At 73.6% G+C, this 21,135-nt stretch carries 19 protein-coding genes; 15 read left to right on the top strand and 4 right to left on the bottom strand.

Annotated elements, in window-relative coordinates; translation table 11 throughout:
* Positions 1-222: 222 nt before the first annotated feature.
* Together AB6L24_RS30125 and AB6L24_RS30120 are read left to right on the top strand one after the other, a co-directional pair.
* Positions 223-1,431, top strand: coding sequence for a hypothetical protein (locus tag AB6L24_RS30125; protein ID WP_405660448.1), 1,209 nt, complete (start codon positions 223-225; stop codon positions 1,429-1,431).
* Positions 1,432-1,605: 174 nt separating this feature from the next.
* Positions 1,606-2,829, top strand: a complete 1,224-nt coding sequence (locus AB6L24_RS30120) for a sialidase family protein (RefSeq protein ID WP_405660446.1) — start codon at positions 1,606-1,608, stop codon at positions 2,827-2,829.
* A gap of 182 nt (positions 2,830-3,011) precedes the next feature.
* Here the strand turns inward: AB6L24_RS30120 and AB6L24_RS30115 are convergent, their stop codons facing one another.
* Positions 3,012-4,058 (bottom strand): PH domain-containing protein, encoded by a 1,047-nt coding sequence (locus AB6L24_RS30115; RefSeq protein ID WP_405660444.1) that lies wholly within the window; start codon positions 4,056-4,058, stop codon positions 3,012-3,014.
* A gap of 179 nt (positions 4,059-4,237) precedes the next feature.
* On the opposite strand from AB6L24_RS30115, the gene AB6L24_RS30110 reads away from it, so the two are divergent.
* The 4 genes from AB6L24_RS30110 to AB6L24_RS30095 all read left to right on the top strand — a co-directional run bounded on the left by AB6L24_RS30110 (position 4,238) and on the right by AB6L24_RS30095 (position 10,141).
* Positions 4,238-6,571, top strand: a complete 2,334-nt coding sequence (locus tag AB6L24_RS30110; protein ID WP_405660442.1) for a glycosyl hydrolase family 18 protein — start codon at positions 4,238-4,240, stop codon at positions 6,569-6,571.
* Between the two features lie 221 nt (positions 6,572-6,792).
* Positions 6,793-7,776 (top strand): deoxyribose-phosphate aldolase, encoded by a 984-nt coding sequence (gene deoC, locus AB6L24_RS30105; protein WP_405663434.1) that lies wholly within the window; start codon positions 6,793-6,795, stop codon positions 7,774-7,776.
* A gap of 6 nt (positions 7,777-7,782) precedes the next feature.
* On the top strand, positions 7,783-9,243 hold the full coding sequence (locus AB6L24_RS30100) for an aldehyde dehydrogenase family protein (RefSeq protein ID WP_405660440.1): 1,461 nt from the start codon (positions 7,783-7,785) through the stop codon (positions 9,241-9,243).
* Positions 9,236-10,141, top strand: a complete 906-nt coding sequence (locus AB6L24_RS30095) for an aldehyde dehydrogenase family protein (RefSeq protein WP_405660437.1) — start codon at positions 9,236-9,238, stop codon at positions 10,139-10,141. The genes AB6L24_RS30100 and AB6L24_RS30095 overlap by 8 nt, the downstream gene beginning before the upstream one ends.
* Positions 10,142-10,425: 284 nt before the next feature.
* Here the strand turns inward: AB6L24_RS30095 and AB6L24_RS30090 are convergent, their stop codons facing one another.
* Entirely contained in the window at positions 10,426-10,872 is a 447-nt protein-coding gene (locus AB6L24_RS30090) for a hypothetical protein (RefSeq protein WP_405660435.1), read from the bottom strand.
* 258 nt (positions 10,873-11,130) lie between these two features.
* Between AB6L24_RS30090 and AB6L24_RS30085 the strand changes: the two genes are divergently transcribed.
* From AB6L24_RS30085 to AB6L24_RS30070, 4 genes are all read left to right on the top strand, one after another.
* A complete protein-coding gene (locus tag AB6L24_RS30085) occupies positions 11,131-12,417 on the top strand; it encodes a sensor histidine kinase (RefSeq protein ID WP_405660433.1) in 1,287 nt (428 codons plus the stop codon).
* A complete protein-coding gene (locus AB6L24_RS30080; protein WP_405660430.1) occupies positions 12,414-13,088 on the top strand; it encodes a response regulator in 675 nt (224 codons plus the stop codon). The genes AB6L24_RS30085 and AB6L24_RS30080 overlap by 4 nt, the downstream gene beginning before the upstream one ends.
* A 188-nt stretch (positions 13,089-13,276) precedes the next feature.
* Positions 13,277-14,488: an alpha/beta hydrolase family protein gene (locus AB6L24_RS30075; RefSeq protein ID WP_405660428.1), complete on the top strand. Its 1,212-nt coding sequence runs from the start codon at positions 13,277-13,279 to the stop codon at positions 14,486-14,488.
* A gap of 209 nt (positions 14,489-14,697) precedes the next feature.
* Positions 14,698-15,333 carry a uridine kinase gene (locus tag AB6L24_RS30070; protein ID WP_405660426.1) on the top strand — a complete coding sequence of 212 codons (636 nt, stop codon included), beginning with the start codon at positions 14,698-14,700 and terminating at the stop codon, positions 15,331-15,333.
* 281 nt (positions 15,334-15,614) lie between these two features.
* On the opposite strand, the gene AB6L24_RS30065 is transcribed toward AB6L24_RS30070, so the two are convergent.
* Positions 15,615-16,391 carry a SigE family RNA polymerase sigma factor gene (locus tag AB6L24_RS30065; protein ID WP_405660424.1) on the bottom strand — a complete coding sequence of 259 codons (777 nt, stop codon included), beginning with the start codon at positions 16,389-16,391 and terminating at the stop codon, positions 15,615-15,617.
* A 201-nt stretch (positions 16,392-16,592) separates the two neighbouring features.
* Here AB6L24_RS30065 and afsQ1 point away from each other — a divergent pair, with 201 nt between their 5' ends.
* From afsQ1 to AB6L24_RS30040, 5 genes are all read left to right on the top strand, one after another.
* Positions 16,593-17,270, top strand: a complete 678-nt coding sequence (afsQ1, locus tag AB6L24_RS30060; RefSeq protein WP_033264947.1) for a two-component system response regulator AfsQ1 — start codon at positions 16,593-16,595, stop codon at positions 17,268-17,270.
* On the top strand, positions 17,267-18,874 hold the full coding sequence (locus AB6L24_RS30055; RefSeq protein WP_380844675.1) for an ATP-binding protein: 1,608 nt from the start codon (positions 17,267-17,269) through the stop codon (positions 18,872-18,874). Before afsQ1 ends, AB6L24_RS30055 begins: the two co-directional genes overlap by 4 nt.
* On the top strand, positions 18,871-19,479 hold the full coding sequence (locus tag AB6L24_RS30050) for a hypothetical protein (protein ID WP_405660421.1): 609 nt from the start codon (positions 18,871-18,873) through the stop codon (positions 19,477-19,479). The genes AB6L24_RS30055 and AB6L24_RS30050 overlap by 4 nt, the downstream gene beginning before the upstream one ends.
* Positions 19,480-19,579: 100 nt before the next feature.
* A complete protein-coding gene (locus AB6L24_RS30045; RefSeq protein ID WP_051811747.1) occupies positions 19,580-20,128 on the top strand; it encodes a VanZ family protein in 549 nt (182 codons plus the stop codon).
* Between the two features lie 103 nt (positions 20,129-20,231).
* The gene (locus AB6L24_RS30040; RefSeq protein ID WP_030362876.1) at positions 20,232-20,432 is read left to right on the top strand and encodes a PspC domain-containing protein; all 201 of its coding nucleotides are present in this window, start codon (positions 20,232-20,234) and stop codon (positions 20,430-20,432) included.
* A gap of 103 nt (positions 20,433-20,535) precedes the next feature.
* On the opposite strand, the gene AB6L24_RS30035 is transcribed toward AB6L24_RS30040, so the two are convergent.
* Positions 20,536-21,075 (bottom strand): ATP-binding protein, encoded by a 540-nt coding sequence (locus tag AB6L24_RS30035; RefSeq protein WP_405660419.1) that lies wholly within the window; start codon positions 21,073-21,075, stop codon positions 20,536-20,538.
* Positions 21,076-21,135 lie beyond the last annotated feature (60 nt).

The raw sequence follows: 21,135 nt of genomic DNA, 5'->3' as shown, positions 1-21,135 counted from the left end.
GAGGGTCTGAGGGGCGGCCTCGGGGATCTGGGGGCGGCGGTCGCGTACGGGGCCGTGTGGGTGGCGTCAGCTCCGCGCCGCCCAGCCACCCGTACGGGTGGGCGCACGCCCTGCCACCCGAAGGGGTGGTTCCGGTACGGCGCCTGACGCGGCTCCCCGGTGAGCCACCGGTCCCTCGGGAAGGGTCGACCGGTAGCGCACCTTCTCGTACCGGGAGCCGCAGTGCCGTACGGACCCCCTTCCGACCTCTCGACCACCGCGCCGTCCCGCGTCCCCGCCTCCCGCCGCCCCCGCGCCACGGCCCCGCGCGCCGCCGCGCACCGGCGTGCGGCCCGCGCGCTGCGGTACGCGGCGCCCGCGCTCCTCGCGTACGCCGCCGTCCGCGCCCTCGGCCTGCTCGTCCTCGCCGTCTGGGCCCGCCGCGAACACCGTGAGCTGTGGCATCTGCTCGCCGAGTCCTGGGACTGCGACTGGTACTTGAGGATCGCGGCGCACGGGTACGCGGACACGCTCGGGCACGCCTTCGACACCAACAACCTGGCGTTCTTCCCGCTGTTCCCGCTCCTGATCCGGGCGGGCGACGCGCTGCTCCCGGCCCCGCGCGGCGCCGTCGGGCTCGCGCTCGCCGTCGGCTGCTCCTTCCTCGCGGCGTGGGGGATCTTCAAGGTCGGCGACCGGCTGCACGGGCGGCGCGCGGGCGTGCTCCTGGTGACCCTGTGGGCCTGTCTGCCGGTCGCGCTCGTGCAGTGGATGGGCTACACGGAGTCGCTGTTCACGGCGCTCGCGGCCTGGTCGCTGTACGCGGTGCTCACCGGCCGCTGGGTGTGGGCGGGCGCCCTCGCCGCCCTCGCGGGCCTCACCCGCCCCACCGGCATCGCCGTCGCCGCCGCCGTGTCCGTCACCGCGCTGCTCGCGCTGCGCCGCGGCTTCGACGCCCGCGCCCTGACCGGCGCGCTGCTCGCGCCGCTCGGCTGGCTCGCGTACGTCGGCTGGGTGGGGGCGCGCCTCGGCCGCTGGGACGGCTACTTCGCGGTGCAGAGGCTGTGGCACAACGAGTGGGACGGCGGCGTCGGCACCCTGCGCTGGATGAAGCAGCTGTTCCTGGTGGAGCGTCCGCAGCTGTTCCTGGTGATGGTGACGCTCGTCCTGCTCGGCGCGCTCGTGCTGTACGTCCTGTCGGTGACCGGGCGCGAACAGCCCCTGCCGCTCCTGGTGTTCACGGGCCTGCTGGTCGCGATCGTGCTCGGCTCCAGCGGCGTCTACTTCCCGCGCGCCCGCTTCCTGCTGCCCGGCTTCCCGCTGCTCCTGCCGGTGGCCCTCGCGCTCGCCCGGGCGCGGAAGCGGGTGACGCTCGCGGTGCTCTCGACGGCGGCGCTGACCTCGGCGGCGTTCGGCGGGCACATGCTGTTGGTGTGGTTGGGGCCGCCGTGATCCGGGGGGTCTGCGGGGCGGTGGCTCCGCGAGCGCGGGGGATCCAGGCGATCGGCGCCGGGATCGGCGCGGGAAAACGGTGCGGGAAATTGGGGGTCCGGGGTTGGGAACCTCGGGGCGGTGGGCGGTGTATCAGGGGTAGTTGCTGATTCGTCGTGGAGTGGGGGGCGTCGCATGAAGGGGCGTGGGCTTCGGGGAGTGGTGGCCCTGGTGGGGGTCTGGGTGCTGGTGGCGTGCGGGGGCGGGGAGGGCGGCGGGGGTGGTGGAGGCTCGGGGTCCGGCGGCGGCCGGGGCGCGGAGAGGGCGGCGGAGGGCCGGGCCCAGGCGCCGCGAACGCCGCCGCCCCGGATCCCGTCGGCGCCGGACCTGCCCGGCTCGCCGTTCGGCATCGGCTTCGCGGCGGACGGCTCCGGCTTCGCGCTGCTCGCCGAGTGCTCGGAGCGCCGGTGCCGACAGCGCGTGGCGGTGCTCGACGGGGGTGCGAAGGCATGGCGCCCGCGTGGTTCGCCGCTGCGGGATGTGACGGGCGACCGGGGCCTGTCGGCGGACCTGACGGTGCTCGGGCCGGGGCGGGCGCTGATAGTCGAGGGCTCGGAGCGGGCGGACACTCCGGGGCGCACGTGGTTCACGGGCGACGGCGGCCGGACGTGGCGGCGCGGGACGACGGAGGCGGCGGGTGCGGTGGCGGCCGTGGCGCGGGGCGGCGTCCTCGCCCCGGAGTGCCTGGAGCGCGACAGGTCCGACCCGAACGACTGTGTGCGGGAGCGGCTGCTCGCCGTGTCGCCGAGGACGGGCGAGCACCATGCCCTGGCCCACCAGCCGCCGCTGCGGAGCCCGTTGCGTCAGGCCGGTGGCCTCGCCGGTGAACTCCCCGGGGCAGGCCTGTTCGTCTCCGGCACGGACCCGCGCACGGGCCTGCCCGCGCTGGCCAGGAGCACGGACCGGGGCCGCACGTGGCAGCGCCCGCGCCTGACGGGCGTCGGCGCCGAGGGCACGGTGTTCCGGGTGGTCGCGGGCCGGGGCGGGCTGTACGCCACCCAGCACGGACCGGTGTCACCGCCGGCGAAGAACGGCCTGGTCACGATCCACGTCAGCAAGGACGAGGGCCTGACGTGGACGCGGCTCTGGCGACACCGGAAGGACGTCGAGCCCCGCACGCTCGTCGGCGATCTGCTGGTGGCCGACGACTCCAGCCTGACGGTGCACGGCGAGGACGGCGGGTGGCGCAGCACGGACGGCGCGCGGACGTTCGTCCGGACCACGGCAAGGGCGCCGTCGGGCTCGGTGGTCCGCACACCGGTGGGCTGGCTGCGGCAGGACAGCTTCGGCGGGAGCGGGTTCCGGATATCGGCGGACGGGGTGCGCTGGACGGGGTTCCGGCTGGGGCGGGGGAACTGACGGGCCGGGGACCTCGGACCCGTCGGCCCAGGGCGAGCGGCACCGCGAGGACCGGTCAGCGCAGAGCGATCAGCCCGGGACGATCAGCCCGGGGCGAGCGGCACGGCCAGGACCGGTCCACCGAGGGCGGGCGGCACCGCCAGGACCGGTCCACCCACGCCGGGCGGCACCGCCAGGACCCGTCAGCCCACGGCGAGCAGCACCGCGAGCAGCACCGCCCCGGCGGCGCTCGGCGCCAGGATCTCGTACGCCCAGTGCGCGACCGGCTCGCCCTGCGCGGCCTCGGCGCCCTCGCGCCGCTCGGCGATCTCCCGCAGGTCGTCCATGGTCTGGTCGCCGGCGTCGCGGGCGACGGGCTGTGCCGTGCCCCGGGCGCCGGGCCGGACCCGGCTCGCGACCGGGTCGTCGGCGGCGACCTGCTGGGCGTGCCGCCGTGCGGCCTTCTTGCGGCCGCGCAGCGAGACGGGGATGGCCCACAGCTGGAACTTGGTGCCGTCCTGGGTGAAGACCTCGTTCGAGTATCCGGAGCGCAGCCCGGAGATCGCGCCCCAGGGCAGCGTGATGGTGCGGAACGGGTTGCGGATGCGCAGCCGGTCCTCGTTGGCGTAGACGGCGGGCCGCAGGGTGTAGGCGATGACGAGGGGCACCGCGAAGAGGAGCCCGGCGAGGGCGAGCCACGGGGTGCGTCCCTCGCCCCGGACCAGCGCGTCGACGCCGAGCCAGCCGCCGATCGCGAGCAGCAGGACGCCTCCGGCGATGGCTCCGTGGGACCGGTGGACGCGGTCCTTGTAGGCCGGGTCGTCCGGGTCGGCCGTGGTGCTCTGGTCGGCCTTGGCGGCCGTGGCGCTCTGGTCGGCCTTGGCGGCCGGGGTGGCGGCGACGGTCGGCTTCGGCCGGGCTGCCGAGTTCGGGCGGGCGGCGCTCGCCGGGGCGGCCGCGGTCGCCGGGGCAGCCGACTGCTCCGGGGCAGCGGGCTTCTCCAGAGTGGCGGGCGTCTCCGGGGCGCCGGGCTTCTCCGGGGCAGCGGCCTTCGCCGGAGCGGCGGGCTCCTCCGCGGCAGCGGCCTTCGCCGGAGCGGCGGGCTCCTCCGCGGCAGCGGGCGTCTCCGGAGCGGCCGGCGTCTCCGGTTCGGTCGGCTTGCCGGGGGCGGCCGACGCTTCCGGTTCGGCCGGGCTCGCCGGGTTCGCCGGGTCCTGCTCCGCCGGAGTGGGCTGCGGGTCGCTCGTCATGGGCCTGATTCTGCCTGACGCGATGACGTCGGCCGCGCGCGGCGGGGGTATGGGGATTGGTCCAGACCTAGTACGGTCGAGGGTTGTCATGTACGCCGACAATCGGTCGGCGACGCGACGCACCGGCGCCACCCGAACCCCCGAGGAGCCACCCGCACGCCACACCCCCGAGGAGAGCCATGACCCCCACGGAAAGAGGATCCAGGAGAACGCCAGGAGTCTTACGAAGAGCGACCGAGGCCACGCGCGGCCGCACCGCCGCCCTGCTCGTCGCCCTGCTGCTCCCCCTGTCCCTGCTCACCGCCCTGACGGCGACCCCCGCGCACGCGGCGGGCACGCTCACCGCGACCTTCACGACGGAGGGCAGCGGCTCGTCCTGGCAGGGCAAGTACGTCGTCCGCAACAGCGGCACCGCCCCGTCGACGGCCTGGACGCTGGAGTTCGACCTGCCGCCGGGCGTCACCGTCAGCGGCCACACCCACGGCGAGGCGACCGTCTCGGGCAGCCACGTCACCGTGAAGAACGCGTACTACAACGGCCGGGTCCCGGCGGGCGGCTCGACCGAGCCGTACAGCTACACGTTCACGGGCCGGGGCCCGGTCGGGACGCCGACGGGCTGCACGATCAACGGCGACAAGTGCGACGGCACGCCGGACAAGCCCCCGACGGCCCCCGGCGCCCCGACGGTCACCACCGCCACGTCCCGCACGATCTCCCTGACCTGGCCCCCGGCCGGGGCGGGCGACTACCCGGTCACGAAGTACGAGGTCCTGAGCGGGTCCACCGTGGTGGCGACCTCGGCGACGAACAGCGCGACGGTCACCGACCTGACCCCGGCCACGCGCTACAGCTTCACCGTCCGCGCCAAGGACCGGCGCGACAACACCAGCCCCGAGAGCCCCGCGGTCACCGCGACGACCGTCGACCCGGCGACCGACCCGACCCCGCCGACCGCGCCGGGCAATCTGCGCACCACCGGCAAGACACAGGTCTCGGCGAGCCTGACCTGGGAGAAGTCGACGGACAACGTGGCCGTGGCCGCGTACGACATCTACCGCGGCAGCACCCTGGCGAAGACCGTCCCGGCCTCGGCGACCACCGCGACCGTCGAGGGCCTGGCCCCCGCCACCGCCTACACCTTCACCGTGAAGGCACGTGACACGGCCGACAACGCCTCGCCCGCGTCGAACGCCGTGAACGTCACCACCGACGACGCGGCGGGCCCCGGCAGCCACCTCAAGGTCGGCTACTTCGCGCAGTGGGGCATCTACGGCCGCCAGCACTTCGTGAAGCACCTGGACACGTCCGGGGCGGCGGCGAAGCTCGACGTCATCAACTACGCCTTCGAGAACGTCGACCCGGTCAACCACACCTGCCTGGCCGGCGTGGTGAAGGGCGTCTCCGGCAATCCGCAGGACCCGGACGAGGGCACGGGCGCGGGCGACGCCGAGGCGGACTACGGCCGCGCCTTCTCCGCCGCGCAGTCGGTGGACGGGGTCGCGGACGACGGCTGGGGCAAGCTGCGCGGCAACTTCAACCAGCTGAAGAAGCTCAAGGCCAAGCACCCGCACCTGAAGGTCGTGGTCTCGCTGGGCGGCTGGACGTTCTCGAAGTTCTTCGCGGACGCGGCGGCCACCCCGGCCTCCCGGACGAAGTTCGTCAAGTCCTGCGTGGACACCTGGATCAAGGGCGACCTGCCCGTCTACAACGGCGCGGGCGGCCCCGGCACCGGCGCGGGCGTGTTCGACGGCATCGACATCGACTGGGAGTGGCCGGGCTCGGAGGGCCACCCGGGCAACCGCTGGGGCCCCGCCGACAAGGACAACCTCACCGCGCTCCTCGCCGAGTTCCGCAAGCAGCTCGACGCCACCGGCGGCAGCCACAAGCTCCTGACCGCGTTCACCCCGGCCGACCCGGCGAAGATCGAGGCGGGCTGGGACATCAAGAAGATCTTCGAGTACCTGGACTTCGCCAACGTCCAGGGCTACGACTTCCACGGCGCCGGAAGCGACAACTCCTGGGAGCCCAAGCGCACCGGCCACCAGGCCAACCTGCACCGCGACGCCCAGGACCCCTACCCCTTCGACTTCAGCATCGAGAAAGCCGTCCAGACCTACCTGGACGCCGGGGTGAACCCGCGCAAGCTCACCATCGGCTTCCCGTTCTACGGCCGCGGCTGGAAGGAAGTGGCCGACGGCGGCGTGAAGGGCGAGTGGCAGTCGGCGAACGGCGCGGCCCCCGGCCAGTTCCCCGAGGAGGCGGGCACCAAGGGCTACCACAACCTCCTCACCACGGTCCCCAACCTCACCGTCCACCACGACGAACAGTCCATATCCACCTACGGCTACACCGGCAACAACGGCCAGTGGTGGAGCTTCGACGACCCCTGGTCCATCGGCAAGAAGACCGCGTGGCTCAGATCGAAGGGCCTCCTGGGCGGCATGATCTGGGAGATGTCGGGAGACACCCCCACAGGCACCCTCATGACGGCACTGGACAACGGCTTGAAGTGACGTCCACGAGCGGACCGAGCTGACCCTTCGAGCGCCGGGCGGGCCATTTTCAGCCCGTCCGGCGATTGAGGACGAGCCGCGAAGCGGCGACAGCGGGGGTCCAGGGGGCGGCAGCCCCCGGTTACGGTGAAGGGGCGGGCCTGGGGCGCCCCGCGAGGGCACCCACCGACCTCGCCCCCTGTACAGGCCGCTACGCGCGTAGATATGCTCCCCTCGTGACTATGCCGACGACGCCATCACCCCCAAGGACAGCCGCGCCCGCAGGGCCGCCGCAACCCTTCGCTGACGTCACCACGTCGGCATCCACACTCCGCCGCTTCCTGCACGGCCTGCCGGGCGTGGACGCGGTCGGCCTGGAGGCCCGCGCCGCCGCGCTCGGGACGCGTTCGATCAAGACCTCGGCCAAGGCGTACGCCATCGACCTGGCCATCTCCATGATCGACCTGACGACCCTGGAGGGCGCCGACACCGCGGGCAAGGTCCGCGCGCTCGGCGCGAAGGCCGTCCACCCGGACCCGACGGACCGCACGACGCCGCGCACGGCCGCCGTCTGCGTGTACCCGGACATGGTGGCCACGGCGAAGCAGGCCGTGGCGGGCACGGACGTGAAGGTCGCCTCGGTGGCGACGGCGTTCCCCGCGGGCCGCGCGGCCCTGGACGTGAAGCTGGCGGACGTCCGCGACGCGGTGGCCGCGGGCGCCGACGAGATCGACATGGTCATCGACCGGGGCGCGTTCCTCTCCGGCGACTACATGAAGGTGTACGAGGAGATCGTCGCCGTGAAGGAGGCCTCCGCGCAGGCCCGCCTGAAGGTGATCTTCGAGACCGGCGAACTCTCGACGTACGACAACATCCGGCGCGCGAGCTGGATCGGCATGCTCGCGGGCGCGGACTTCATCAAGACGTCCACCGGCAAGGTCGGGGTGAACGCGACGCCCGCGAACACCCTCCTGATGCTGGAGGCCGTCCGCGACTTCCGCGCGCAGACCGGCGTCCAGGTGGGCGTGAAGCCGGCCGGCGGCATCCGGACGACCAAGGACGCGATCAAGTTCCTGGTCCTGGTCAACGAGACCGCGGGCCCGGACTGGCTGGACGACCACTGGTTCCGCTTCGGCGCGTCCAGCCTGCTCAACGACCTGTTGATGCAGCGCCAGAAGCTGGCCACCGGACGCTACTCCGGCCCTGACTACGTGACGGTGGACTGAGACCTCATGAAGAGCGAGAACAGCGAAAACGCAGCATCCGCGTTCGAGTACGCACCGGCGCCCGAGTCCCGCTCGGTCGTCGACATCGCCCCCTCCTACGGCCTGTTCATCGACGGCGAGTTCGCCGAGGCGGCCGACGGCAAGGTCTTCAAGTCCGTCTCCCCGTCGACCGAGGAGGTCCTCTCCGAGGTCGCGCAGGCGGGCGAAGCCGATGTCGACCGGGCCGTGAAGGCGGCCCGCAAGGCCTTCGAGAAGTGGTCCGCGCTGCCGGGCGCCGAGCGGGCGAAGTACCTCTTCCGCATCGCCCGCATCATCCAGGAGCGCAGCCGCGAGCTGGCCGTCCTGGAGACCCTCGACAACGGCAAGCCGATCAAGGAGACCCGCGACGCGGACCTCCCCCTGGTCGCGGCGCACTTCTTCTACTACGCGGGCTGGGCCGACAAGCTCGACCACGCCGGCTACGGCGCGAATCCGCGCCCGCTGGGCGTCGCGGGCCAGGTCATCCCCTGGAACTTCCCGCTCCTGATGCTGGCGTGGAAGATCGCCCCGGCGCTCGCCACGGGCAACACGGTGGTCCTCAAGCCCGCCGAGACGACCCCCCTGTCGGCCCTCTTCTTCGCGGACATCTGCCGCCAGGCGGGCCTGCCCAAGGGCGTCGTCAACATCCTCCCCGGGTACGGCGACGCGGGCGCGGCCCTGACCGCGCACCCGGACGTGAACAAGGTGGCCTTCACCGGCTCCACGGCCGTCGGCAAGCAGATCGCGCGTACCGTCGCGGGCACGGACAAGAAGCTCACCCTGGAGCTCGGCGGCAAGGGCGCGAACATCGTCTTCGACGACGCTCCGATCGACCAGGCCGTCGAGGGCATCGTCACGGGCATCTTCTTCAACCAGGGCCAGGTCTGCTGCGCGGGCAGCCGCCTGCTGGTGCAGGAGTCGATCCAGGACGAGCTCCTCGACGCGCTCAAGCGCCGTCTGTCCACGCTCCGCCTCGGCGACCCGCTGGACAAGAACACCGACATCGGCGCGATCAACTCCGCCGAGCAGCTGGCCCGCATCACGGCACTGGCCGAGACGGGCGAGGCGGAGGGCGCCGAGCGCTGGTCGGCCCCGTGCGAGCTGCCCACGTCGGGCTACTGGTTCGCCCCGACGCTGTTCACGAACGTCACACAGGCGCACACCGTGGCCCGCGACGAGATCTTCGGCCCGGTCCTGTCCGTCCTCAGCTTCCGCACCCCGGAAGAGGCCGTGGCCAAGGCCAACAACACGCAGTACGGCCTGTCGGCGGGCATCTGGACGGAGAAGGGCTCGCGCATCCTCGCGGTCGCGAACAGGCTCCGCGCCGGGGTCGTCTGGGCCAACACGTTCAACAAGTTCGACCCGACCTCGCCCTTCGGCGGCTACAAGGAGTCGGGCTTCGGCCGCGAGGGCGGTCGCCACGGCCTGGAGGCGTACCTCGATGTCTGAGAAGTCCGAGCGCTTGACTGTGTTCAAGACCTACAAGCTGTACGTGGGCGGCAAGTTCCCGCGTTCCGAGAGCGGCCGGGTGTACGAGGTGAGCGACTCGAAGGGCAACTGGCTGGCGAACGCCCCCCTCTCCTCCCGCAAGGACGCGCGGGACGCCGTCGTGGCGGCGCGCAAGGCGTTCGGAGGCTGGTCGACGGCGACGGCGTACCTGCGCGGCCAGATCCTCTACCGCGTGGCCGAGATGCTGGAGGGCCGCCGCGAGCAGTTCGTGCGCGAGGTCGCCGAGGCGGAGGGCCTGTCGAAGTCCAAGGCGGCCGCCGCCGTGGACGCGACGATCGACCGCTGGGTCTGGTACGCGGGCTGGACCGACAAGGTCGCGCAGGTCGTGGGCGGGGCGAACCCGGTCGCGGGCCCGTTCTTCAACCTCTCCACGCCCGAACCGACCGGCGTCGTCACCGTCGTCGCCCCCCAGGAGTCGTCGTTCCTGGGCCTGGTGTCGGTGGTGGCCCCCGTGATCGCGGCGGGCAACACGGCGGTCGTCATCGCCTCCGAGAAGTCCCCGCTGCCCGCCCTCTCCCTCGGCGAGGTCCTGGCCACGTCGGACCTGCCGGGCGGCGTCGTCAACGTCCTCAGCGGCAGGACCGCGGAGCTGGCCCTCCCCCTCGCCGCCCACCAGGACGTGAACGGCCTGGACCTGGCCGGCGCGGACGCCGACCTGGCGAAGGACCTGGAGATCGCGGCGGCGGACAACCTCAAGCGCGTACTGCGTCCACAGGCTGTGGAAACCGACGCGGACTTCACCACCGCCCCCGGCACCCACCGCCTGACCCACTTCCTGGAAACCAAGACGGTCTGGCACCCCACGGGCTCCCTCGGCGCCTCGGGCTCGGCGTACTAGCCACCCCTTGGATCAGCCCCCAGCCCGCCCGCCGTCCAGGGCGGGCTGAGGGCGTTCTCTGGCGGGGCGCCACAACACGTTCCGGCCCCGCCCGCCGCGGCACCTCACCGCGTCGCGGCACCTCACCGCGCCCCGGCACCTTCCAGCCCGTCCGGCGTTTGAGGACGAGCGCGCAGCGCGATCGGCGGCGCCCCGTCCCACCCGAAGGGAACACCCACCCCGGGGCCCAGGGGCGAAGCCCCGGTTTCGGGAAGGGGCGGGATCGGGGAAAGCCCCGCAGGGCCCTACCCAGGCAAGATGCCAGCCACCGCCCCCACAACGGGCATCTCCCCCAACGACCCGCCCTGGGTCAACGGCCCCGTGGCCATGGCCGTGGACACCGGCTTGAAGTCGGCCACCTGAGTCCCCACCGCGTTGTCGAGCGGATCGACCCCCGTCCCGGCCAACGGATTGAGCCGAAGATCCTTCACGGCCCCGAGCCCCCCGGCCGTGGCCCGATGCACCCCGTCGGCCAGCGCGTTCCCAGCCACGTCGGGATCAACCTCCCCCACCGGCGTGGCAAGACCCGCCGCAGGCACCACCGCGGGCGCCGCCCCGGCGACCCCACCCCCAAGGCCCAACGCCGCCCCCACCACGGAGACACCGAGCCCCGCGCGCAGCAGCGCCCGGGAAGCGGGAGAAGTCTTCGACGCCGAGTGCCGCGCCGCGTCACGTGCAGGGTTTCGAGCCATGGGGACCGCCTCTACGGAACATACGTAAGTAATCGAGCGTGCACGAAGAGTAGTTGAGCGGCCCCCCGCATATCAAAGACCCCCCGCACCCCCACGCCCCCGAGAATCCCGCGACAACCCGCCCCGAGCGCCCGCGTCCCCCCACAGAGCTACGCCACGAAACCGCCCCTGAGCGGGACGCACACCACCCCTGCGGTCGCATAGCGTCACCACCACCGGGCTCACCGGCACCCACCACGCCCGCCCGAAGGACCGCCCGTGCCAGCCACGCCTCCCCCTACCGACCCCGTCCCCCGCAACCCCCTCAAGCCCCTCAAGCCCCTCAAGCCCCTCATCCTCCTCCTGGCCCCCCTCCTCACCCCCACCCCCGACCCCCTCCCCCCACTCACCTGGCCCCGCCCCCTCCGCTACCTCCCGCACACCCTGGTCGCCCTCGCGGCCACAGCGCTCGCCGCGACGGGCGCGGACCTGACGGCCCGCCTCCTGGCGGTGACCCACGCGGCCACCCTGCTCCTGGCCCTGCGCAGACCGGCCCCGGCGTACTGGCTTTCCCTCACCTGCTGCGCGGCGATCCCCCTCGCCCACCCGCCCACGCACGACAACGAGTTGTGGGCGTGGGCGGTCCACGCGGGCGTCCTGCTCCTGCTCGCCCTGCGCGTCCCGCTGCTCCCGGCGGCGACGGCGACAGCCTTGAGCGCGGCTCTGGGGGCGGCCCTGAAGCTGCTCGGCGTGGGCGTCGGCTCCTGGCCGACCGTCGCGACCGGCACCGCGCTGTACGCGACCGCCCTGCTCGCGGGAGCGATCCGCAGGGGCCGCCGCGAGGACCGCGCCCGCCTCGCCGAGCAGATCGAGGCGACGGCGGCGGAGCGGGCCCGGCGCACGGTCCTCGAGGAGCGCGCCCGCATCGCCCGCGAGCTGCACGACGTGGTGGCCCACCACATGTCGCTGATCTCCATCCAGGCCGACGCCGCGCCCTACCGCGTCCCGGACCCGCCGGGCGAACTGGTCACGGAGCTGGCGGCGATCCGCGCCAACGCCCTGGAGGGCCTCGCCGAACTGCGCCGCCTGCTGGGCCTGCTGCGCGCGGAGTCCGCCGACGACGCCCCGGCCGACATCACCCCGCAGCCCTCCCTGGACCAGCTCGACGCCCTCCTGTCCCAGGTGCGGGCCACCGGCCTGCCGGTGTCCGCGCGCGTGACGGGAACCCGCCGCGCGCTCCCGCCGGGCGTGGAGCTGTCGGCGTACCGCATCGTCCAGGAGGCGCTCAGCAACACCCTGCGCCACGCCCCGGGCGCCGCCACGGCCGTGGAACTCGGCTACGGTCGCACCACGTTGACCCTGCGCGTCACCAACGGCCCGGCCACCGGGACCGCCCCGCCCTCGCCGGGCGCGGGCCACGGCCTTACGGGCATGCGGGAGCGCGTCGCCATGCTCGGCGGCGACTTCGCCGCGGGCCCCGCACCGGAGGGCGGGTACGAAGTGACCGCGACCCTGCCCACCCACACCGCCCCGCCGCTCTCCCCCGACAAGGACTCCCCCGCATGACGATCCGCGTGGTGATCGCCGACGACCAGGCGATGGTCCGGGACGCGTTCTCGGTCCTGCTCGGCGCCCAGCCGGACATCGAGGTCGTCGGCACGGCAGCGGACGGGGCGGAGGCCGTGGACCTCGCGGCGGACCTGCGTCCCGACGTGATCGTCATGGACATCCGCATGCCCGGCGTCGACGGCATCGAAGCGACCCGCCGCATCACCGCGCACCCCGAAACCCACCCGAAGGTCCTGGTCCTGACCACCTTCAACCTCGACGAGTACGTGTACGAGGCGCTGCGCGCGGGCGCCGCGGGCTTCCTGCTCAAGGACGCGTCGGGCGTCGAACTCGCCGAGGCCGTACGCGTCGTGGCGGGCGGCGCCGCGCTGCTCTCGCCGGACCTCACCCGGCGCCTCATCGCGGAGTTCGCCCGCATCGGCACCGGGCCCGTGCGGGCCTCCGGCGCCCGGGTCGAGGGGCTGACCGGCCGGGAGACGGAGGTGCTCGCCCGGATCGCGCAGGGCCTGTCCAACACGGAGATCGCCGCGGCCCTCACCGTCGCCGAGGAGACGGTCAAGACCCACGTGGGCCGCATCCTGCACAAGCTCCAGCTGCGCGACCGCACCCAGGCCGCGGTGTTCGCGTACGAGAGCGGCCTCGTCGTACCGGGCGGCGGGCGGAGCTGAGGACGGACGGCCGTCGCGGGGCGACTGACTCCCCGGACCGGCCTGCCCCGAACCGACTGGCTCCCCGGAGCCACCCCCGGAGTTGGCTCTCCGGCGGGACTCGCCCGGCCGCCCCCGGTTCCTACGGTGAAGTCGCCGAGGCCGCCCGCAGTGAACGGGTGCGGCCGTGAGACAAGGAGCCCACCGCCATGAAGTCGCGCCGCCACAGGGCCGTCGCCGCCCTCCTCACCTGCGCCCTCACCGGCGGGGCCACGGCCCTCGCCACCGGCGCCCAAGCGGCCCCCGCCCGGGAGCACACCGCGAACGCCGGACCCGCGTCCACCCGCACCGAGGCCCCGACCCCACCACTGCGCCTGCCGAAACCGACCGGCCCCCGCGCCGTCGGCCGCACCTCCCTGCACCTGACGGACCACAGCCGCCGCGACCCGTGGGTGCCGAGGTCCGGCGACCGGGAGCTGATGGTGTCGCTGTACTACCCCGCGCGGAAGGGCACCGGCACCCCGGCGCCGTACATGAGCGCCGAAGGCGCCCGGCTCTTCCTGGCGGACCGGGGCATCGAGGGCGTCCCCGCCGAGGTCCTGAGCGGCACCCGCACCCACACCCGCGCCGGCGCGCGCCCCGCCCCCGGCTCGTACCCCCTGCTGGTCCTCTCGCCCGGCTTCTCCGTGCCCGGCACCACCCTCACGGGCCTGGCCGAGGAGCTGACGAGCCGGGGGTACGTCGTCGCGGTCGTCGACCACGCCCACGAGGCCGTCGGCGTGGAGTTCCCCGGCCGGGGCATCCTGCCGTGCGCGGCCTGCGGGCGGGTCGACGAGAACACCGTCGGGCCCGCCGCGAAGGGCCGCGCCAAGGACCTGCGCTTCGTCCTCGACCGGCTGACCGGCTCCCGGCCGGTGTGGCGGCACGCGGACCTGATCGACGACAAGCGCGTCGGCATGGCCGGGCACTCGCTGGGCGGCGCGGGCGCGGCGGCGGCCGCTGCGGGCGACGCGCGGGTGCGGGCCGCGGCGAACCTGGACGGTCCTTTCGTCGACGTCGGCCCCTCGTCGGGCCTGTCGGGACGCCCGATGCTGCTGATGGGGACGGCGGCGGACCACAGCGGCAGGGACAAGGCGTGGGAGGCGGCCTGGACCCGGCTCAGCGGCTGGAAGCGGTGGCTGCGGGTGGCGGGGGCGGACCACTTCGCCTTCACCGACCTGGCACCGCTGGCCGGGCAGTTGGGCGAGGACACCCCGGACGGCCTGCCGGGCCGCCGCGCGGCGGCGATCACCGGCGCCTACGTAGGCGCGTTCTTCGACCAGCACCTGCGCGGCCGCCCGCAGCCGCTCCTGAACGGCCCGAGCGCCGCGAACCCGGAGGTCGCCTTCCATCACCTCGCCCGCCCCGGCACACAGAAGTAGCGTTTCCGCAAGCCGGTCCGGGGTGGTCGCACATTGCCGCCGCCCCGGGTCTGGGCACCCGGAGCACAGCGGTTGATAATGGCTCGGACCACCGCCGACGAGCCATGCCCGCAGGGCGGGGCCGACCAGGGCCACGGGGGTCAGCAGGGCCGAGAGGGGCAGCCACAGCCGCCCCGTCGGCGAGACCACTGGTGAGAAGGTTCACAGCTTTGGGTTCCCATCCCCCGATACCCACCCGAGTCGTGCTGCTCGCCGGCCCCTCCGGCTCGGGCAAGTCGTCGTTCGCGTCCCGCACGGGGCTGCCCGTGCTGTGCCTCGACGACTTCTACAAGGAAGGCACCGACCCGTCGCTGCCTCAGGTCGCCGGCACTTCGGACATCGACTGGGACTCCCCGCTGTCCTGGGACGCCGACGTGGCCCTCGCCGCGATCGGCGAGCTGTGCCGCACCGGCCGCACCCGGGTCCCGGTGTACGACATCGCGACGAGCGCGCGGACCGGCGAGGAGGCCCTCGACATCGAGCGCACGCCGCTGTTCATCGCGGAGGGCATCTTCGCCGCCGACATCGTGGAGCGCTGCCGTGAGATGGGGGTCCTCGCGGACGCGATCTGTCTGCGCGGCCGCCCCTCGACGACGTTCCGGCGCCGCCTCCTGCGCGATCTGCGCGAGGGCCGCAAGTCCGTGCCGTTCCTGCTGCGCCGCGGCTGGCGCCTGATGCGCGCGGAGCGCTCCATCGTGGCCCGCCAGACGGCGCTCGGCGCGCACGCCTGCGGCAAGGAGGAGGCCCTCGGCCGCCTCGCGGCCGCGGCGGCGGGCCGCTGTGTCAAGGCCCGCGCGGCGGCCTGAGGCAAACGCCGAAGACCCTGAGGCCGGCCGCCTCAGGGCGTGACGCCGGCGCCGGAGAACTCGCGGACAACGCCAGACAGCGGGCCCGGAAAGACCCCCCGGCCTTCCGGTCCCGCTGTCTGTTTCCCCCGTTGGTCCCCGTATCCCCCGTGGACCCCCGTTCCCCCCTGTTCCCCCTTGTTTCCCCCGTGGGTTCCCACCACCCCCCAGTTCCCCCGGGTGGGTCCCCCTTACTGCTTCCGCCGCCTCCCCCGAAGCGACGGCCCCGTGTCCCCCCGTCCTCAGGCGACCAGTTCGCCGAAGGACTCCTCCTGGTCACGGCCGAAGCTGAGGACCTCGTCCTCGCGCAGCCGGCGGAGCGACCGCCAGATGCTGGACTTCACCGTGCCCACGCTGATGTCGAGGATGTCCGCGATCTCCGGGTCCGTGCGGCCCTCGTAGTAACGAAGGACCAGCATGGTGCGCTGGAGTTCGGGCAGCCGGGCCAGGGCCTGCCACAGCACGGCGCGCAGCTCGGTGCCGCGCATCGCGTCCGTGTCGCCCACCGTCTCCGGCAGTTCCTCGGTCGGGTACTCGTTGAGCTTGCGGCGGCGCCAGGCGCTGATGTGCAGGTTCGTCATCGTGCGCCGCAGATAGCCGCCGACGGCGGCCTTGTCGCTGATCCTGTCCCAGGCGCGGTACGTGGAGAAGAGGGCGCTCTGCAGCAGGTCCTCGGCCTCGAACCGGTCACCGGTCAGGTGGTAGGCGGTGGCGTACAGGGAGGCGCGGCGCTCCTGGACGTAGGCGGTGAACGCCGCTTCGGCGTCCTCGCTGTCCGTCCGGGTCTGCGTCCGCTCCCCCGAGACCTCCCTGTACGCGGCTCCCCCGTGAGCTCCCCCGTCACCGCCGCCCTTGAGTGCGTCAACCACCGTCATGTACGCGGTGTGCTGACGCCCGGTGCCGCGAGCGCACCCCCGCCCGCTCACGGCACCGGACTTCTCGTGCTTCTCAGAACTCCGGTGGACGTCGTGCAGACGCGTGACAACTGCGCTTGAGCTGGTGCTGTGCAGCGTGTTCATCTCGCGCCCCCCGTCGTGGAGTCTGGGATTTCCGTGTGACCAAAACTCTGCCCGGCCCACTTCATGGCGGTGTCCCCCGACTGTCACAGGCCTGCAACAGGCCTCGTGGCACCGAAAGGGCTCCCCTTACTCGTGTGGGTGCGGTGTGAGACCCCCGCCAACAGTCGAACTGGGCCCGCACCATGGGACAGAATGACGTTTGTGCCTTCCCTGTTGCTGATCGAGGACGACGACGCCATCCGGACGGCCCTGGAGCTTTCGCTGACGCGCCAGGGCCACCGGGTGGCCACCGCTGCCACCGGCGAGGACGGTCTGAAGCTGCTCGGCGAGCAGCGGCCGGACCTGATCGTGCTGGATGTGATGCTGCCGGGCATCGACGGCTTCGAGGTGTGCCGTCGCATCCGGCGCACCGACCAGCTGCCGATCATCCTGCTGACCGCGCGCAACGACGACATCGACGTGGTCGTGGGCCTGGAGTCCGGTGCCGACGACTATGTGGTCAAACCCGTGCAGGGGCGGGTGCTCGACGCTCGTATCCGCGCGGTGCTCCGCCGCGGCGAGCGCGAGGCCAACGACGCGGCCACGTTCGGTTCGCTGGTGATCGACCGCGCGGCGATGACGGTGACGAAGAACGGCGAGGACCTGCAGCTGACGCCGACGGAGCTGCGGCTGCTCCTGGAGCTGAGCCGCAGGCCCGGGCAGGCGCTGTCGCGCCAGCAGCTGCTCCGCCTGGTGTGGGAGCACGACTACCTCGGTGACTCGCGGCTCGTCGACGCCTGTGTGCAGCGGCTGCGCGCGAAGGTGGAGGACGTGCCGTCCTCGCCGACGCTGATCCGTACGGTGCGCGGCGTGGGATACCGGCTGGACACGCCTCAGTGACCAAACCGCACGACAAGCTCCGCGGTCTGCCCGCGGCCCGCAAGGCGTTCCTGTCCGGCCTGCGCTTCACCAGTCTGCGGCTGCGCCTCGTCGTGGTGTTCGCGCTGGTGGCGCTGACGGCCGCCGTGTCCGCGTCCGGCATCGCGTACTGGCTGAACCGCGAGGCGGTCCTGACGCGTGCGCAGGACGCGGCCCTGAAGGACTTCCGGCAGCAGTTGCAGACCCGTGCGGGCGCGCTGCCGCTGAATCCCACGCAGGACGAGCTGCAGGCCGCCGCCGGGCAGATGGCGAACAGCAGCCAGCGCTACAGCGTGCTCCTGATCAGCGAGAACGCCAGCGGCGACCAGGTGTTCGGCTACTCCGACCTGGACGCCTTCACGCTCGCCAAGGTGCCGAAGTCGCTGCGGGACGCGGTCAAGAAGGAGCAGTCGGTCTCGTCCGGCAACAAGAGCCCGTACCACCTGTACTGGCAGCGGACGGTGGACCACGGCACGCCGTACCTGGTGGGCGGGGCGAAGGTGATCGGCGGCGGGCCGACGGGCTACATGCTCAAGTCGCTGGAGCCGGAGGCCAAGGACCTCAGCTCGCTCGGCTGGTCCCTCGCCATCGCGACGGCGCTCGCGCTCGTCGGCTCGGCGCTGCTCGCACAGGCCGCCGCGACGACCGTCCTGAAACCCGTGCACCGCCTGGGGGTGGCCGCGCGCAGGCTCGGCGAGGGCAAGCTGGACACGCGCCTTCGGGTGTCGGGCACGGACGAGCTGGCGGATCTGTCGCGTACGTTCAACCGCACCGCGGAGAACCTGGAGAAGAAGGTCGCGGACATGAGCGCCCGCGACGAGGCGAGCCGTCGCTTCGTGGCGGACATGTCGCACGAGCTGCGCACCCCGCTGACCGCGATCACCGCGGTCACGGAGGTCCTCGAGGAGGAGCTGGACGCCGAGACCGGCTCCGTCGACCCCATGATCGAGCCCGCCGTCCGCCTCGTCGTCAGCGAGACCCGGCGCCTGAACGACCTGGTCGAGAACCTGATGGAGGTCACCCGCTTCGACGCGGGCACCGCCCGCCTGGTCCTCGACGACGTCGACCTCGCCGACCAGATCACCGCCTGCATCGACGCCCGCGCCTGGCTCGACGCCGTCGACCTGGACGCCGAGCGCGGCATCCACGCCCGGCTGGACCCGCGCCGCCTCGACGTGATCCTCGCCAACCTCATCGGCAACGCCCTCAAGCACGGCGGCTCCCCGGTGAAGGTGTCGGTGCGCCTGGACGGCGACAGCCTGGTGATCTCCGTGCGCGACGGGGGCCCCGGCATCCCCGAGGACGTCCTGCCGCACGTCTTCGACCGGTTCTACAAGGCCAGCGCGTCCCGGCCGCGGTCGGAGGGCAGCGGGCTCGGGCTCTCCATCGCGCTGGAGAACGCGCACATCCACGGCGGCGAGATCACCGCGGCCAACTCGCCGGACGGGGGCGCGGTGTTCACGCTGCGGCTGCCGCGGGACGCCTCGCCGCTGACGGCGGAGCCCGGTCCCGACCAGGAGGCCGGGGCGGACGCCGACGGGGAACGGGGCGAAGGGCGCCCCGAGGAAGGCAAGGAAGCGACATGACCGGGCGACGGCTGAGCGCCGCGCTGTCCACCGCCGTGCTCACCGCCACGCTGGCCGGCTGCGGCATCCGCTCCACGGAGGTGCCGACCGACTTCGGTGCGGCGCCCTCGCGGGTGCCGTGCGTGGCGTCGGGCCCGGACATCTCCTCGCGCGCCGAGTCCACCGGCGTGCCCGTGCAGATCTTCCTGGTGTGCGCCTCGCAGCTGGTGATCGTCGACCGGACGGTGCGGATCCCGACGGAGAAGGCGACCACGGACCGGGTGCGGATCGCGCAGGCGCTCCTCGACGAGCTGTCGGTGCCGCCGTCGCAGGCCGCCAAGCAGGCCGGTTACGCCACGGACGTGCGCCGCGGCATGACCGTCACGGGCCCGCAGCGGGACGACCCGGACGAGGCGCTGCGGCTGAGCACCCGCCCGCAGAGCCTGTCCTCGCACGCGCTCGCGCAGATCGTGTGCACGTACGCGGACAGCGCGGCGTCGGACGGCGACGGCTCCGTCGTCCTCGGCGGCCCCCCGGGGACCGGCCTGGAGCGGTACGAGTGCACCCAGGCCGTGCGGGCCCGCCCCGGCACGGTGTCGCCGCCGTCGCAGTCCCTCGACTCCTAGGGCGTGAACGGCGGGGCGGGGCCGGGGCCCTCCCGGCCTCACCCGCAGGAGTCGGGGAGGCTGCGGAACCGATCCCGCCGCCACCGGCGTCTTGGGGGGCGTGCGTCAAGGCTCGGGCGGGCGCGGTGCCGCCATTCGCTTTCGCGCGGCGGGAGGGGTTCTCCTCGCCGCGCATCTCCTGGTCGTCGCGTGGATCACGCTGCGCCCGCTGGACGTGCCCTGGGTGAGCGCCGCGAACCTGGAGCCGCTGGCCGGCATCAAGGCGGACCTGGAGCGCGGCCCGGAGCAGGCGGCCCGGCAGATCGGCGGGGCGCTGCTCCTGCTCGCGCCGCTCGGGGTGCTGCTCCCGCTGGTCGGGGGGCGCCTCGACGTCTCGCGGCTCGCCTCCCTGGCCCGTACGGTCGCGGCGGGCGCGCTGCTGTCCCTCGGCATCGAGCTGTTGCAGACCGGGGTGCCCGGTCAGGTCGTCGACGTCGACTCGCTGCTCCTGAACACGCTGGGCGTGGCGCTCGCCCATGTCGCCGTGGTGCCCGCGGCGCGGGCCCGGCTCCGCCGCCGTTCCTCCGTGCGGCCCCGTGCGGCCCGCCTCAGGGAGGAGACCCCGCAGGGGGCGACCCCGAAGATTCCCAGGGTCGGCATCGCTCCGTAGCCTGACGCTTTGCCCGTTTCGTGGACCTACCTTGGGTATACCGAGGCGACGACAAGCCGAAGCCTCCCGCCCCCGACCCGACCACGGTCCACGAGGAGCCCCCATGTCCGCCCTTGCCCGCCCCACCGACGGCCGCATGATCGGCGGCGTGTGCGCTGCCATCGCCCGCCGCTTCGGCTGGTCCGCCACGACCGTGCGCGTCGCGTTCGTGCTCTCCTGCCTGCTGCCCGGACCGCAGTTCCTGCTCTACATCGCGATGTGGATCGTGCTCCCGAACGAGAACAAGGCGAAGACGGCCTGGTGACGACGGCCGCGGTCCGCCGCGCCGACGGGCCCGTTCCGGTACGGCGACGGGGCGCACCCCCAAAAGGGGTGCGCCCCGTCGTGCGTGTGCCGGGTGCTTCGGGTCAGCCGAGCGGCAGGCCCTGGACCGGGAGGCCCTGCAGGCCCTGGGTGGGCAGCGCGTTCGTGGGCAGGGCGCCGGCGGGCAGCACGTTGGTGGGCAGGGCGTTGGCCGGCAGCGCGCCGGTCACCGTGTCGGTGGGGAGGGCGTTGGTGCCGAGGCCCTGGGCGACGGGGATGCCGCCGAGCAGGCCCTTGACCGGGTCGGCGGGCTTCGGGGCGGGCTTGGTGGCCATCGCGCGGTCGGCGCCGCCGTCCTCGCCCTGGTCGTCGCCCTCGTCGCCGCCGAGCGGCAGGAGCTTGTCGGTGGTGGGCTTGGCGGACTTCAGGCCGCTCTGCAGGGCGCTGTGTCCTGCGGCCAGGGCCTCGGGGGCCCCGTCGGGCAGGCTCTGGGCGGTCTCCTCCAGCGGCAGCGTCGAGGCGACCGTGCCCAGGGCGCCCACGGCGTCCGGACCGGCGGCGGCGCTCGCGGCACCGGCGCCCGTGGCGGCGAAGGCGGCACCGAGGGCGGCGACACCGAGGGTCTTGACGGCAGACTGCTTCATGTTGAATGCGTCCTTGATGACGGGGGCGTTGAGCGGGGCTCGACGGTAAGCACCCGCTGG

This window comes from Streptomyces sp. RK9, assembly GCF_045070545.1.
GTDB classification, from domain to species: domain Bacteria; phylum Actinomycetota; class Actinomycetes; order Streptomycetales; family Streptomycetaceae; genus Streptomyces; species Streptomyces alboflavus.
This window is presented reverse-complemented; position numbering and strand designations above follow the sequence as displayed.